Source organism: Pseudomonas sp. RC3H12 (genome assembly GCF_018596375.1).
Classification (GTDB): domain Bacteria; phylum Pseudomonadota; class Gammaproteobacteria; order Pseudomonadales; family Pseudomonadaceae; genus Aquipseudomonas.
In genome coordinates this window covers 5257634-5271252 of the sequence record NZ_CP075595.1, presented here as the reverse complement: position 1 = coordinate 5271252, position 13619 = coordinate 5257634, and the positions used below count along the sequence as shown (strand labels likewise).

Below are 13619 nucleotides of genomic sequence, written 5' to 3'. Positions count from 1 at the left end.
TCGGGCCCTATCACCAGCAAGAGACATGAAAAAGGCGACCACGAAGGTCGCCTTTTGCTTTACCGGCAGAAATTACTGCACGGTCGGCACTTCACCGGCTTCCTGCATGCGCTGCATCTCTTGCGCGTACAGGGCGTCGAAGTTGACCGGCGACAGCATCAGCGCCGGGAACGAACCACGGGTCACCAGGCTGTCCAGGGTCTCGCGGGCGTACGGGAACAGGATGTTCGGGCAGAACGCGCCGAGGGTGTGGCTCATCGAAGCGGCATCGAGGTTGGCGATCAGGAAGATGCCGGCCTGTTGCACTTCGGCGATGAAGGCCACTTCGTCACCGTTCTTGACGGTCACCGACAGGGTCAGCACCACTTCGTGGAAGTCGCCTTCCAGGGCTTTCTGGCGGGTGTTCAGGTCCAGCGATACGCTCGGTTCCCACTGCTGGCGGAAGATCTGCGGGCTTTTCGGAGCCTCGAACGATAGATCGCGCACGTAGATGCGCTGCAGGGAGAATTGTGGTGCGGTTTCTTCAGCACCAGCGCCGTTGTTCTGTTGGTCAGTCATGGCAGATCCTTTTCCTAATGTTCTTGAATGCAGTGCGAATCAGGCCGCCAGCAGCGCGTCGAGCTTGCCCGCGCGCTCCAGGGCATAGAGGTCATCGCATCCACCGACATGCGTGCTGCCGATCCAGATCTGCGGCACCGAGGTACGGCCGGCCTTCTGGCTCATTTCGGCGCGAACCTGGGGTTTGCCGTCGACCTTGATCTCCTCGAACGCCACGCCCTTGCTCTCGAGCAGGTACTTGGCGCGCATGCAGTAGGGGCAGTAGTCGCTGGAATAGACGATGACGGGCTTCATATCACTTCACCAGGGGCAGGTTATCGGCTTTCCAGCTGGAAACGCCACCGCTGAGCTTGGCGGCGGTGTAACCAGCCTTGAGCAGTTCGCGGCACAGGGTACCGGACTGCTGGCCCATCGCGTCGACGACGATCAGGGTCTTGTCTTTGTGTTTTTCCAGCTCGGTCATGCGGCCGGCCACTTTGTCCTGCGGCATGCTCAGCGCGCCGACGATATGCCCGGCCGAATATTCCTTGGCAGTGCGGATATCGATCACCACGGCCTTGTCGGCGTTGACCAGTGCGGTCAATTGGCCGTTGCTCAGGCTCTGGCCGCCACGGCGGACTTCATTGACCAGCAGCAGGACCAGCAGGACGACGAAAATGGCCACCAGGATGAAGTGATCTGTCGCGAATTGAATCAGGTGAGCAACCATCAGGGGTGTTCCAGGCGATTGAAAATGGCGGCCAGTATACACAGCCCCCCATGACCGCCAAAGCCCACCGGGCTGGCGGCAAACGCGCCTTCATGCTGCATGCCTGACCGCGCTGGTCGGGCAATGGGAGGAATATTCGCCGTCGCTGGCGGATTTGCCCTAAAATGCGTGTCTTTATCATCTTTGAACAACCGTGAGTTTGATTGATGACGAGTACGCCTAAACCCCTGGTCCTGATCATCCTGGATGGCTTCGGTCACAGCGAAAGCCCCGAATACAACGCCATCTTCGCTGCCAACACGCCGGTCTACGACCGCCTGCGCGCCACCCAGCCGCACGGTCTGATCTCCGGCTCCGGCATGGACGTGGGTCTGCCCGACGGGCAGATGGGCAACTCGGAAGTCGGTCACATGAACCTCGGCGCCGGCCGCGTGGTGTACCAGGACTTCACCCGGGTGACCAAGGCCATCCGTGACGGCGAGTTCTTCGAAAACCCGGTGCTCGTCGGTGCCGTGGAAAAAGCCGCCAGTGCCGGCAAGGCCGTGCATATCCTCGGCCTGCTCTCCGACGGCGGCGTGCACAGCCACCAGGACCACCTGATCGCCATGGCCGAACTGGCCGCGCAGCGTGGTGCCGAGAAGATCTACCTGCATGCCTTCCTTGACGGCCGCGACACGCCGCCGCGCAGCGCGCAATCGTCCATCGAACTGCTCGACGCCACCTTCGCCAAGCTCGGCAAGGGCCGCATCGCCAGCCTGATCGGCCGCTACTACGCGATGGACCGCGACAACCGCTGGGACCGCGTCAGCGCCGCCTACAACCTGATCGTCGACAGCGCCGCCGAATACACCGCAGCGACCGCCGTGGCCGGCCTTGAAGCCGCCTATGCCCGCGACGAGAGCGACGAGTTCGTCAAGGCCACGCGCATTGGCGAGGCGGTCGAGGTCGAAGACGGCGACGCCGTGATCTTCATGAACTTCCGAGCCGACCGCGCCCGCGAGCTGTCCCGCGTGTTCGTCGAGCCCGATTTCAATGAATTCCCGCGCGCGCGCCTACCCAAGCTGGCGGCCTACATCGGCCTGACCCAGTACTCGGCGAAGATCCCGGCCCCCGCGGCTTTCGCCCCGGCCAGCCTGCACAACGTGCTCGGCGAGTACCTGGCGAAGAATGGCAAGACCCAGCTGCGCATCGCCGAAACCGAGAAGTACGCCCACGTCACGTTCTTCTTCTCGGGCGGGCGCGAAGAGCCGTTCGAAGGCGAAGAGCGCATCCTGATCCCGTCGCCGAAGGTCGCCACCTACGACCTGCAGCCGGAAATGAGCGCCCCTGAGGTCACCGACCGTATCGTCGAGGCCATCGAGCAGCAACGTTATGACGTGATCGTAGTCAACTACGCCAACGGCGACATGGTCGGCCACACCGGTGTGTTCGATGCCGCGGTCAAGGCCGTGGAGGCGCTGGACGGCTGCGTCGGCCGCATCGTCGAGGCGCTGGACAAGGTCGGCGGCGAAGCCCTGATCACCGCCGACCACGGCAACGTCGAGCAGATGGAAGACGAATGCACAGGCCAGGCGCACACCGCCCACACCACCGAGCCGGTGCCGTTCATCTACGTCGGCAAGCGCCACGTGAAAGTCCGTAACGGCGGCGTGCTGGCGGACGTGGCGCCGACCATGCTCGAGCTACTGGGGCTGGAAAAACCAGTGGAGATGACCGGCACCTCGATCCTGATCGACGCCTGATCGATGTAGTGGGGCTGCCTTGCGGCCCCCAAAACAGTTGAATTCCAGACCAACGCCCCGCCGCACACGCCGCTGGGCGTTTTTTTTGCACGCCTGCGCGGGCATACTAGGCCAGTCTCCATCCCTGGTACGCCCAACCCCATGCTCCGCGCCCTGTTCCTACTCGCCCTGTCATGTCTGCTTGCCCCGGCCATCGCTGCCGATGAGCGCGCGCAGACCCAACAACAGCTGGACGCCACCCGCCAGGACATCGCCGAGCTGAAAAAGATGCTGGGCAAGCTCCAGGAGGAAAAGTCCGGCGTGCAGAAAGACCTCAAGGCCACCGAGACCGATATCGGCAACCTCGAAAAACAGGTGGAGGCACTGCAGCAAGAACTAAAAAAGACCGAGGGCGAGCTGGAGCGCCTTGACCACGAGAAAAAAAAACTCCAGAGCGCCCGCGTTGAACAGCAACGCCTGATTGCCATCCAGGCCCGTTCCGCGTACCAGAACAATGGTCGCGAGGAATACCTCAAGCTGCTGCTGAACCAGCAGAATCCCGAGAAATTCGCCCGTACCCTCACCTATTACGACTATCTCAGCAAAGCGCGCATGGACCAGTTGCGCACCTTCAACGAGACCTTGCGCCAGTTGGCCAACGTCGAGCAGGACATCGCCGGCCACCAGCAACAGTTGCTGGCACAACGTGCCGAGCTCGACACTCAGCGCCAGGCCCTCGTCGCCGAACGCGACAAGCGCCAGCAGGTGCTGGCCAAGCTCAGCAGCGACATGAAGGAGCGCGACCAGAAACTGCAGAGCCGCGAGCAGGACCAGGCCGACCTGAGCAAGGTGCTCAAGACCATCGAGGAAACCCTCGCCCGCCAGGCGCGCGAGGCCGAGGAGGCCCGCCAGCGGGCCCTGCTGGCCAAACAGGAAGAAGAGCAGCGCCGCAAGGCGCAGGCCCTGGCCGCCGCGACCCGCAAGCAGGAACCCGAGGAAGCCCCGAAAAAGGCCCGGACTACCCTCGGCCCGGTGGTTTCCAGCGACACGGCCAGCTATGGCGGCGCATTTTCTTCGGCACGGGGAAAACTTCCATGGCCGGTCAATGGTCGATTGCTGGCACGCTTCGGTGACACCCGCGGCGGTGATGCGCGGGCCAAGTGGGACGGGGTGATGATCAGCGCCAGTGCGGGCACCCAGGTGCGCGCCGTGCATGGCGGGCGGGTGGTGTTCGCCGACTGGTTGCGCGGCGCTGGACTTCTGGTCATTCTCGACCATGGCAATGGCTACCTGAGCCTGTACGGCCACAACCAGAGCCTGCTCAAGAGCGCCGGCGACATCGTCAAGGCCGGCGAAGCCATCTCCACTGTCGGCGACAGTGGCGGCCAGGACAGCGCCGGCCTGTACTTCGCGATTCGCCAGCAGGGCCAGCCCACCGACCCCGCGCAATGGTGCCGAGGCTAGATAATGCTACTTTTACGGCGCCGCCCACGAAACGGCGGCGCCGATGCTCCCAGCAGGAGCACCAACAGGATCAGGAGTTCGTTCGACATGCTGCACTCGCCTCGCCTCACCCAGCTGGCCCTGACCATCGCCCTGGTCATCGGCGCGCCCTTGGCCATTGCCGCCGAACCGGCCAAGCCAGTGGCCAGGCAGGCCGCGGTGCCGGCCACCGAGGTGACCGCCAAGGCGCCGCTGCCGCTGGAGGAGCTGCGCACCTTCGCCGAGGTCATGGACCGCATCAAGGCGGCTTATGTGGAACCGGTCGACGACAAGACCCTGCTGGAAAACGCCATCAAAGGCATGCTCAGCAACCTCGACCCGCACTCGGCCTACCTTGGCCCCGAAGACTTCCAGGAGCTGCAGGAAAGCACCAGCGGCGAGTTCGGCGGCCTTGGGATAGAGGTCGGCATGGAGGACGGCTTCGTCAAGGTGGTCTCCCCCATCGACGACACCCCGGCTTCCCGCGCCGGCATCGAGGCCGGTGACCTGATCGTCAAGATCAATGGCGCGCCAACCCGCGGTCAGACCATGACCGAGGCCGTGGACAAGATGCGCGGCAAGATTGGCGAGAAAATCACCCTCACACTGGTGCGCGACGGCGGCACGCCGTTCGACGTGACGCTGGCCCGTGCGGTGATCCAGGTCAAGAGCGTCAAGAGCCAGCTGCTGGAGAACGACTACGGCTACATCCGCATCACCCAGTTCCAGGTCAAGACTGGCGACGAGGTGGGCAAGGCCCTGGCCAAGCTGCGCAAGGACAACGGCAAGAAGCTGCGCGGCGTGGTTCTCGACCTGCGCAACAACCCCGGCGGCGTGCTGCAGTCGGCGGTCGAAGTGGCCGACCACTTCCTCACCAAAGGCTTGATCGTCTACACCAAGGGCCGCATCGCCAACTCCGAGCTGCGCTACTCCGCCGACCCGGCCGATGCCAGCGAAGGCGTACCTCTGGTGGTGCTGATCAACGGTGGCAGCGCCTCGGCCTCGGAAATCGTCGCTGGCGCCCTGCAGGACCAGAAACGCGCCGTGCTGATGGGCACCGACAGCTTTGGCAAGGGCTCGGTGCAGACCGTCCTGCCGCTGGCCAACGACCGTGCGCTGAAACTCACCACCGCGCTGTACTTCACCCCCAACGGCCGTTCGATCCAGGCCCAGGGCATCGTCCCGGACATCGAAGTGCGCCCGGCCAAGCTGACCGCCGAAGCCGACAACGACAACTTCAAGGAAGCCGACCTGCAAGGCCACCTGGGCAACGGCAATGGCGGCGCCGACCGACCGACCGGCAGCGCCAAGCGCAAGGATCGCCCGCAGGACAACGACTTCCAGCTCAGCCAGGCACTCAGCCTGCTCAAAGGTCTGAACATCACCAAGGGTGACTGAAGCCCCCCATGCGTTATCTGCTGTCCCTGCTGTTCTGCCTGCTGGCCGTCGTCGCGCACGCGGCGCCCGCCGGCAAGGCCTACATGAGCATCATCATTGACGACCTCGGCCAAAGCAGCGAGCGCGACAGCCGCACCCTCGCCCTGCCCGGCCCTGTGACCATGGCGATCATGCCCGACACCCCGCATGCCACCGACTTCGCCCGCCAGGCCCACAAGGCCGGACGCACGGTGATCCTGCACATGCCCATGGACCCGGCCACCGGCCCCTACGCCTGGCACCCCGGCACGCCGGTCGACGAACTGGCCCGACGCCTGGACGCCGCCTTGGCCAAGGTGCCCTTCGTCGCCGGTATCAACAACCACATGGGCAGCCGCATGACCGCTCAGCGCGAACCGATGCACTGGCTGATGGAAGAGCTGCAGCGCCGCCACCTGTTCTTCGTCGACAGCCGCACCAGCGCCGCCACCGTGGCCGCGGCCCAAGCGCAGGCCATCGGCCTGGCGCATGTTTCGCGGGATGTATTCCTCGATGACGTGAGAACGACAGAGGCGATCAACGGACAGTTGCAGCTGGGCATCGCCCAGGCCCGCAAGCAAGGCTCGGCGGTGCTGATCGGCCACCCCTATCCGCAGACGCTCGAGGTGCTGGCTCGCGAGATCCCTCGACTGAAGGCCCAGGGCATCGAGTTGATCGGCCTGCACCAGATAATCGCCGAGCGCGGCAACCAGGCCATGCCCGCCCATGGCCGCCTAGGCCGCTACGACAGCCGCTGAAAGCCTGGCAAGCCGGGGTCGAATCCAGCCGTTATTCAGGTCAAAGGAATGATGCCTTCCACATCCGTTGGCGTCAGACGCCCCCTGTGGACCCGCTCACCGCTGACGGCCTCGTACCGTCGCCCCAGGAAGCGCTGGCTCCAGACCTTCAGGTGCCCATAGGTGAAGGCCTCGAGCGGCGCGGACTGCGAGTCCACATGGAAGTGCGCGGCCCACAGGTTGCGTCCCTTTGTCTCTCCGGGAGCATTCAGGCGGGTGATCCTGAACTCATCGAAGGGGCTGGTGCTGACCGATGTATCACGCCTGACATAATCCACCTTGATCAGCCCCTGTTCATGGAGAAACCGCAGACCATGCGCGGTCGGGTATCGGGTCTTGCCGTACAGTTCGATCATCAACCGTACCTTGTGAGCCTGAAAGTCGCTCACGGCCTCACTCAAGGCGGCTATCCGCTGCGCACTCACCCCCTGCCCCGCCAGTGCCGCGATCGTTCCTTGCAGCTTGCCGAGCTGCCGGTTCAGCAACCGCTGCAGCACCACGCCGTTGACGTCATCCCTCACGTAGTCTTCGGCGATTGCCAGCACGTCGTTGCCATCCTTGAGCAGTGCTTGTACCAGGGCCTCGACGTCCGGCGTGCCCCCCTCTTCGGACGATGGTTCGTTGATATCCTCGCGCTGGACCCATTGCCCATCCTTGAGATCGAAGACTTGCAGCGACCGTTTGCTGAGCGGATCCAGCACTTCTAGCGCGCTATCCCCCTGAATCCGGGTGGCGATGACCAAAAGTCCATCCCGGTTGCGAATGGCCCGCTGAGGCAAACTTGCCTTTGGATAGGGCAAGCGACCGGCAGCGCCCACCACACCGTCCTGCTCCGCAAGGGCGTCGATCAAGCGGCGTCCGGCATCATCCTTGAGCAACTGCATATGAGCCCGGTAGCGCTGAAGCATGTCGGTTTCGACAAGGGCGCCCCCCGTGCGTTCGAGGTGCAACGCGTTGATGATAGCGGCCGCATAGGCATCCCACGCCTCCTGCAGGATGCTGATGCGGTCGGCCACGTTCAGGTTGGACATCAGCGACTCGCCATGGGCCGTGGCGGCGCTTCTTAGCGTGTCGCCTGCCAGGTCCTCCCGATATCTGAACAACTGAGGTTGCCCCGCGTCCAGGTGCAGCGCCAGGTCCGCCAGGTTCAGGGCATGATGAAAGCGAAGGTCTACAGTGGTGAACATGCGCCCGGCAATCAGTTGGTCGACCGTGCGCGGGGCGCCCACCCGTCCGATATCGAGATCGCCCGCTACCTCGCCGAGCAACTCGTCCAGGACACCTTGGGCGACAAGCATGCGCTCCTGTATACCGATGACCGTTTTCAGCTCCTCGCGAAACTGCTGATACTCCTTGCGCACATGGCCCCCCACGCCATCGTCGAATTGCGCGGCCAGCTCGCTCATGCGCGGGAAGTTCGCCAGATGCTGCAGCTCCCCCAGGATGAAATCGCTATTGCGGATCAGACCGGCCACCAGCATGCTTCGTTGCTGCAGGATGGCCTGCCCGAGCCCTTGTGTTCGATAGCTGCCGTACTTGGGCTCGAGCATGGCGGTCAGGATGTCGCGGTGCTCGCGATCCAGGCGCACTATACGCTCGGTCTGGGCGACCGCCTCCAGGCGCTTGGCGTCCAGCTCCATATCGAGCGTCGCGATACGTTGTTCATATGAACCCATGATCCTGTCGGATGCAGGCCAATCAAACGACTCATCCTTGTTGTTTTCCGCCTCCAGTCGCTTGCTCCCCTCTGCATCCTTAAGTCTTTCGAGGTGCTCGATGCGCCCTTGGATAGTGACCACCTCAAGGCTGCAACGACCAAACGCATCCAGCTCCCGCGCGGCATTGCTGGTAAAGGTATCGGAGGACTTTCTCATCTTGATGAACTGCTTCTCGAGACTTGCCTTCGGCATGCCGCCAAGGAGGCGTAGCCCTGCATCGACTCGCCAGGCGCCTTGCTCGAAGACCAGCCATGGCCCGCTCTTGTGCGCCGTGTCGACTACCCGGACGCCGTCCTCTGTCACGCTCACGGCAAAGGCCTCGCCAAGCATCGAGACATAGTGCCCTCCATCAACCTCGAACAATCCTGCTTGCGAAGGTTGCAGTCCCTCCAGCACGACGCTCGAGCGCATTGCCATCAGGACCTCGCGCTGCCCCGGCGCCAGCCAGTTGAAGCCCTGGTTGCCACGCCACGCCAAGTCGAGCAATAAGCCATCTACCTGCGACAAGGCACCTGGCGAGCCCACCTTCCCCTGGGTAGGTTCGACCCTGGCAGCCGCGTAACCACCGTCCTGAGCAGGGGTACCCTCGAACAAGGGAAGTCTGGGCGGGCGGTTCGGGCCCGCCACCGCGGATTGCGGCAATCGGGCATGCAGCATTGCCATCCCCAGGCTCATGACCAGATCAACGGTCGCCGCGGACCGCTCGAACGCACTGCCTTGCTCAAGGGCTTGCCCGTCCCCGTGCAGGCTGGCGGCGCTCTGGACCAGCCAGGCCGCCGAAGCGACCGGCCCCCGGAGCAACACAGTGGCGGTGTCGAACAACAACCATGCGCCTTTGCTGAGTATCGCCCAACGACTCTCCCTATCAGAGGTGCTCTGCTCCTCGGCCAATACAGTCAGCAACTCACGATTCGCCGTGTACAGCTTTTCATCCACAGCGCTCAACCACTGATGCGCGTCGAACTGGGCCGGCCCAGGCTTGTCAGGTAACGCGTACAGGTCGATACCGATGGAGGTGATATGAGGCTCGGTGAATCCGCCGTTGGCATAGATCGGACGAACACGCTCGTCCATCCAGGCGAGAATGCTTTCCTGCAGGGTGGATGATTCGCGAATGGCCGCCATCATTGCGTCGAGGCAGGAGAACTGCCGCAATGGATCCTTCGGGTAGAGCGGGCGATACAGCATCACCACCGCAGGCTCGGTCGAGAACAGCACGAACATGCCCCGGACCAGATCATCCTGGCCTGACGCCGACTGTCGCTTGAAAGTCAGCGGCATCAAGCCACTTGCGTTTGTCTGCTTGTCGACATGGCCGTTGCACAGGTCGACAATGCACTGCAGGCCTGCCTGCGAAAGCTTGCGGTCGAGTTTCGCCTGCAAGGCACTGAAACGTAGCGCCTGGCGCCACTCCCGGGCAAAGCGACGAGTGCGATCGGAACGGGTTGCCGGGTCAGCCAAGGCATCGGCTACGTATGCTGGGTAACACCCGCCGATATCAACCTTGCTTACCAGGTTCTTGACGTACTCGGCATTCATCCAGGGCATGACCAGTTGCTCGTTGACGTGCCTGATGTGCTTGATGAAGGCATTCCCCAAGCCACTGAGGTTGCCGATGGCGAACTCGGTGAGGGTCTTCTCGCCCGCCGCCGCCAGCGGCTCGCCACCGCCGCTGCCGACACCTGCGCCACCGGGCATGCCCTCGGCGACCTGCAGTTCCAGTATCAGCTCATCAGGAAAATAGTTGGCCTCCACCGGATAGTCCTCCAGCATCTGCTTTCGCAGCTTCCGGCTGGCGTAGGTCTGCAGGTCGAGCACCCCGTCCAGCGCCGCGACGCCCTCGACACTTGCATGGTCCAGCGCCAGGTCCAGCAACCCCGACTGATAGGCGAAGCTGTCACTCGCCGAGGCGAAGTCGATGCCCGGTGGTATCGCGGGTGAACCGTCCTCTACGATGAAGTAACCACCGACGAACCACTGCGCAGGGTCGCTCAGCTCCGCGAACAGCCCCTCCATCCGCGCCAGGGTCAACCCGTGCAAGCGCAATTGGCCGATGCGTTCGAGCATGTGCCCGAGCAGCAAGGCGCTCAGCTGCGCGAATGCGTTGCCTTCGAGTTCGTGACGATCCCAGCTCATGGCAGTGAACCGATAGCGCAGCGCAAGCTCGTCACGCAACGACCGGGCAAAATCACACAACGACTCGAAGGCCAGGACCTGGCCGGACGGCTCGCACCAGAGCACAACCTCCCGCTCATCCCACTCGCCTGTCACCAGCAAGCCGGGCTGTATCCGATCGAATTGCTGCGCATCGGCACTCAGGTTGGCCTGAACGACGAACACCGCTGGCTGCTCGTCGCCACCGCGGATCAAGCTACGGACACAGGCCTGCTGCTGATCATCCAGCCTCTGCAGAGGCAGGTTGCGCAGCAGCGCCATCTTCAACAGCAATTGCAACCAGCTATCACGGCTCCTTCCGGAACTACTAACCCCGTTCCAGTAGTTCACCTGGGCTTGGCAAAAGCATTCGGCAAGCTGCGGCAGCAGCTCGTTGAGCGCTGGCGTAAGACCTGTCAGGCGACGCGTGTCCCATTCGCTGTGCGAGTCGGCGAAACGGTGTGACGCCGCCAACCCAAGATTGTGGTGTCGCTCACCGATCGCCTCCAGATCCAGCGGCGCGCCATCGAGCATCGCCTGCATCACGACATCCACCAGCGCTGCGGTCGTCCAGTACTCGGTGTCGGGATCGGGGCTGTCCAGGATCAGCGGATCGGCGGACACCAACGCGGGTTCGACGAAGGCCAGCCAGGGCAGTTCCTTGAACAGCACTTGCAGCAGCTGCTCACTGACGACCTGACGCAAGGTCGGACGGTCGGCGAATTGACGGACTACGGCGTCCTTGAAGTCGAAGATCGATGTGGAGGATTGGGTCATGGCAAAGGCCTGCTCGTTGATGAGCCGCCACCATGCCCGCGCAGCCGCACACTGCTGGCACTACATATTGCACCCCAGAACGACAAGGGGCCCGACGCTTGCGCGCCGGGCCCCTTGGTCACTTCAGCCGTGATCAGCTGTACACACGCCCCAGCAGCTGGCGATGGCTTTCGAACTGATCCAGCACGTCACGCACGATCTGCTCGCGGGTGAAGCCCATCAGGTCGTACTCCTGACTGCCGTCGTGCAGATACACCTCGGCACGGTAGAAGCGCTGCTGCACTTCCGGCTCGCCCTCGACCGGCGCCTCGCTCGGCGCGGCGAGGTAGCCATCCAGGCTGGCTTCGTAGACGAACGGGTTGCCCTCTTCCATCATCACCCGCAGGCCCATCATGTTGCGCGACTGGCCAACACGGGTCTCGACCTCGAAGCCCAGGGTACGCAGCTGCTCGGCGGCCTCTTTCAGCGCCGGACTGACCTGCTTGTCCATGAACCGCTGCACCACGGCCTGGGTCGGCTGCAGGTCCAGCTGGCTGAGACGCTCGCTGAAACCGCGACGGCCACGGGCGGCCAGTTCGGCGCGCTCGCTCTCGACCGCGACGTCCTGCTTCATGGCCTTCATCAGGCCGAACATGAACAGCACCAGGACCACCGAGAACGGCAGGCCGGCCAGTACCACCATGGTCTGCATGGCTTCGAAGTTACCGGCGAACAGCAGGCCGATGGTGACCAGGGTGATGACCACCGACCAGAACACCACCATCCAGTGCGGGGCGTCTTCGTCGACCTTGCCGCCTTTGCACGACAGGTTGGCCATCATCACCGCGCCGGAGTCGGCCGGAGTGAGGAACAGCACGAAGCCAACAAACACCGCCACACCGATGACGATCTTGGCCGCCGGGAAGAATTCCAGCAGCTGGTAGATCGACATAGACGGCTGTTCGAGCGCGGTCTTGCCCAGCTCCACGGCGCCCTGGTTGATCACCAGGTCCAGCGCAGTGTTGCCGAAGATCGACAGCCAGGCCAGGGTGAAGCCCAACGGGATCAGCAGCACGCCGCTGACCAGCTGGCGCACGGTACGGCCCTTGGAGATACGGGCGATGAACATGCCGACGAACGGGCCCCAGGAGATCCACCAGGCCCAGTAGAACACGGTCCACAGGCCCAGCCAGCGCTCGGACTTGTCGTTGTCGCCTTCATAGACATAGAGGTCGAAGGTCTTCAGGACGACGCCGTTGAGGTAGTCACCGACGTTCTGCACGAAGCCGTTGAGCAGGTGCAGGGTGTTGCCGGCCAGCAGCACGAAGATCAACAGGCCGCTGAACAGCAGGATGTTCAGGTTGGACAGGCGGCGGATGCCGTTCTCCACGCCGGACACCGCGGCCACGGTGGCCACACCGGCCATGACCAGGATCACCACCAGCAGGTTGGTCTTGCTGTGGTCCATGCCAAACAGGTATTCCAGACCCGAGGCCACCTGCATCGAGCCGATACCCAGGTTGGTCACCAGGCCCAGCAGGGTGACGAACATACCGAAGATGTCCACGGCATGGCCGGCGCCGCCCTTGACCCAACGCTCACCGACCAGCGGGTACAGCGCCGAGCGCAGTGCCAGCGGCTGGTTGTGGCGGTAGGCGAAGTAGCCGACGGCAAGGCCCACCAGGGCGTAGATCGCCCAGCCGTGCAGGCCCCAGTGCAGGAAGGTCAGCTGCAGGCCCTGGCGCGCGGCCTCGAGGCTGGCAGGCGTACCTTGCGGTGGGTTGAAGTAATGGTCCAGCGGCTCGGAAGCGCCGAAGTACAGCAGCGAGATACCGATACCGGAGGAGAACAGCATGCCGGCCCAGGCGCCGTAGCTGAAGTCGGGGGTGTCGTCCTTGCCGCCCAGCTTGAGCTTGCCGAAGTCGGAGAAGGCCAGGTAGACGACGAACAGCAGGTAGCCACAGATGACCAGCATGTAGTACCAGCCAAAAGTGCGGGTCAGCCATTTCTGGGCGACGCCCAGCACCTGGCCGGCGGCTTCGGGTACAGCGATCAGCAAGGCAGTCAGAACGAGGATCATCAGCGCCGAGGTGTAGAACACCACGCGATTGACCCGTACCCGCTCGGCGGGGGGCTTTGTCAGGGAGGCAGAACTCATTGCACGAATGCTCCGGGCAGTGCGGCAGTGGAGGCTAAACAGTTATTTCCCACGCAATTGGTGCAATAGCCCTACTGCGACAGGTGTTATAAAAGCACCCTGGAAACCGTGATCCCGAATAGGAACGTTGCAAAAAAATCAGACCGGTCG

The 13619-nt window shown here is 63.4% G+C and carries 9 protein-coding genes; 4 read left to right on the top strand and 5 right to left on the bottom strand.

What is annotated here, in order from left to right; translation table 11 throughout:
- Nucleotides 1–72: 72 nt before the first annotated feature.
- The 3 genes from secB to KHO27_RS23940 are packed head-to-tail and all read right to left on the bottom strand — an operon-like array spanning nucleotide 73 to nucleotide 1267.
- Nucleotides 73–558 carry a protein-export chaperone SecB gene (gene secB, locus KHO27_RS23950; protein ID WP_023628821.1) on the bottom strand — a complete coding sequence of 162 codons (486 nt, stop codon included), beginning with the start codon at nucleotides 556–558 and terminating at the stop codon, nucleotides 73–75.
- Between the two features lie 39 nt (nucleotides 559–597).
- The gene (grxC, locus tag KHO27_RS23945) at nucleotides 598–852 is read right to left on the bottom strand and encodes a glutaredoxin 3 (protein WP_003249204.1); all 255 of its coding nucleotides are present in this window, start codon (nucleotides 850–852) and stop codon (nucleotides 598–600) included.
- A 1-nt stretch (nucleotide 853) separates the two neighbouring features.
- Nucleotides 854–1267, bottom strand: a complete 414-nt coding sequence (locus KHO27_RS23940) for a rhodanese-like domain-containing protein (RefSeq protein ID WP_023628822.1) — start codon at nucleotides 1265–1267, stop codon at nucleotides 854–856.
- Nucleotides 1268–1473: 206 nt separating this feature from the next.
- Here KHO27_RS23940 and gpmI point away from each other — a divergent pair, with 206 nt between their 5' ends.
- The 4 genes from gpmI to KHO27_RS23920 all read left to right on the top strand — a co-directional run bounded on the left by gpmI (nucleotide 1474) and on the right by KHO27_RS23920 (nucleotide 6644).
- Nucleotides 1474–3009: a 2,3-bisphosphoglycerate-independent phosphoglycerate mutase gene (gpmI, locus tag KHO27_RS23935; RefSeq protein ID WP_111532531.1), complete on the top strand. Its 1536-nt coding sequence runs from the start codon at nucleotides 1474–1476 to the stop codon at nucleotides 3007–3009.
- Between the two features lie 141 nt (nucleotides 3010–3150).
- Nucleotides 3151–4452 carry a murein hydrolase activator EnvC family protein gene (locus KHO27_RS23930; protein WP_214500887.1) on the top strand — a complete coding sequence of 434 codons (1302 nt, stop codon included), beginning with the start codon at nucleotides 3151–3153 and terminating at the stop codon, nucleotides 4450–4452.
- A gap of 87 nt (nucleotides 4453–4539) precedes the next feature.
- Nucleotides 4540–5868 carry a S41 family peptidase gene (locus tag KHO27_RS23925; protein ID WP_102681755.1) on the top strand — a complete coding sequence of 443 codons (1329 nt, stop codon included), beginning with the start codon at nucleotides 4540–4542 and terminating at the stop codon, nucleotides 5866–5868.
- Nucleotides 5869–5876: 8 nt separating this feature from the next.
- On the top strand, nucleotides 5877–6644 hold the full coding sequence (locus KHO27_RS23920; protein WP_214500886.1) for a divergent polysaccharide deacetylase family protein: 768 nt from the start codon (nucleotides 5877–5879) through the stop codon (nucleotides 6642–6644).
- Nucleotides 6645–6679: 35 nt separating this feature from the next.
- Here the strand turns inward: KHO27_RS23920 and KHO27_RS23915 are convergent, their stop codons facing one another.
- Nucleotides 6680–11332: a dermonecrotic toxin domain-containing protein gene (locus tag KHO27_RS23915; RefSeq protein ID WP_214500885.1), complete on the bottom strand. Its 4653-nt coding sequence runs from the start codon at nucleotides 11330–11332 to the stop codon at nucleotides 6680–6682.
- Nucleotides 11333–11465: 133 nt separating this feature from the next.
- Nucleotides 11466–13469 (bottom strand): BCCT family transporter, encoded by a 2004-nt coding sequence (locus KHO27_RS23910; RefSeq protein WP_110700327.1) that lies wholly within the window; start codon nucleotides 13467–13469, stop codon nucleotides 11466–11468.
- Between the last annotated feature and the right edge of the window lie 150 nt (nucleotides 13470–13619).

Excerpts from the sequence above, each read along its gene's own strand:
- KHO27_RS23910 (WP_110700327.1), bottom strand. The coding sequence starts at position 13,469 with ATGAGTTCTGCCTCCCTGACAAAGCCCCCCGCCGAGCGGGTACGGGTC.
- KHO27_RS23930 (WP_214500887.1), top strand. The coding sequence starts at position 3,151 with ATGCTCCGCGCCCTGTTCCTACTCGCCCTGTCATGTCTGCTTGCCCCG.
- KHO27_RS23920 (WP_214500886.1), top strand. The coding sequence starts at position 5,877 with ATGCGTTATCTGCTGTCCCTGCTGTTCTGCCTGCTGGCCGTCGTCGCG.
- gpmI (WP_111532531.1), top strand. The coding sequence starts at position 1,474 with ATGACGAGTACGCCTAAACCCCTGGTCCTGATCATCCTGGATGGCTTC.
- secB (WP_023628821.1), bottom strand. The coding sequence starts at position 558 with ATGACTGACCAACAGAACAACGGCGCTGGTGCTGAAGAAACCGCACCA.
- grxC (WP_003249204.1), bottom strand. The coding sequence starts at position 852 with ATGAAGCCCGTCATCGTCTATTCCAGCGACTACTGCCCCTACTGCATG.
- KHO27_RS23915 (WP_214500885.1), bottom strand. The coding sequence starts at position 11,332 with ATGACCCAATCCTCCACATCGATCTTCGACTTCAAGGACGCCGTAGTC.
- KHO27_RS23940 (WP_023628822.1), bottom strand. The coding sequence starts at position 1,267 with ATGGTTGCTCACCTGATTCAATTCGCGACAGATCACTTCATCCTGGTG.
- KHO27_RS23925 (WP_102681755.1), top strand. The coding sequence starts at position 4,540 with ATGCTGCACTCGCCTCGCCTCACCCAGCTGGCCCTGACCATCGCCCTG.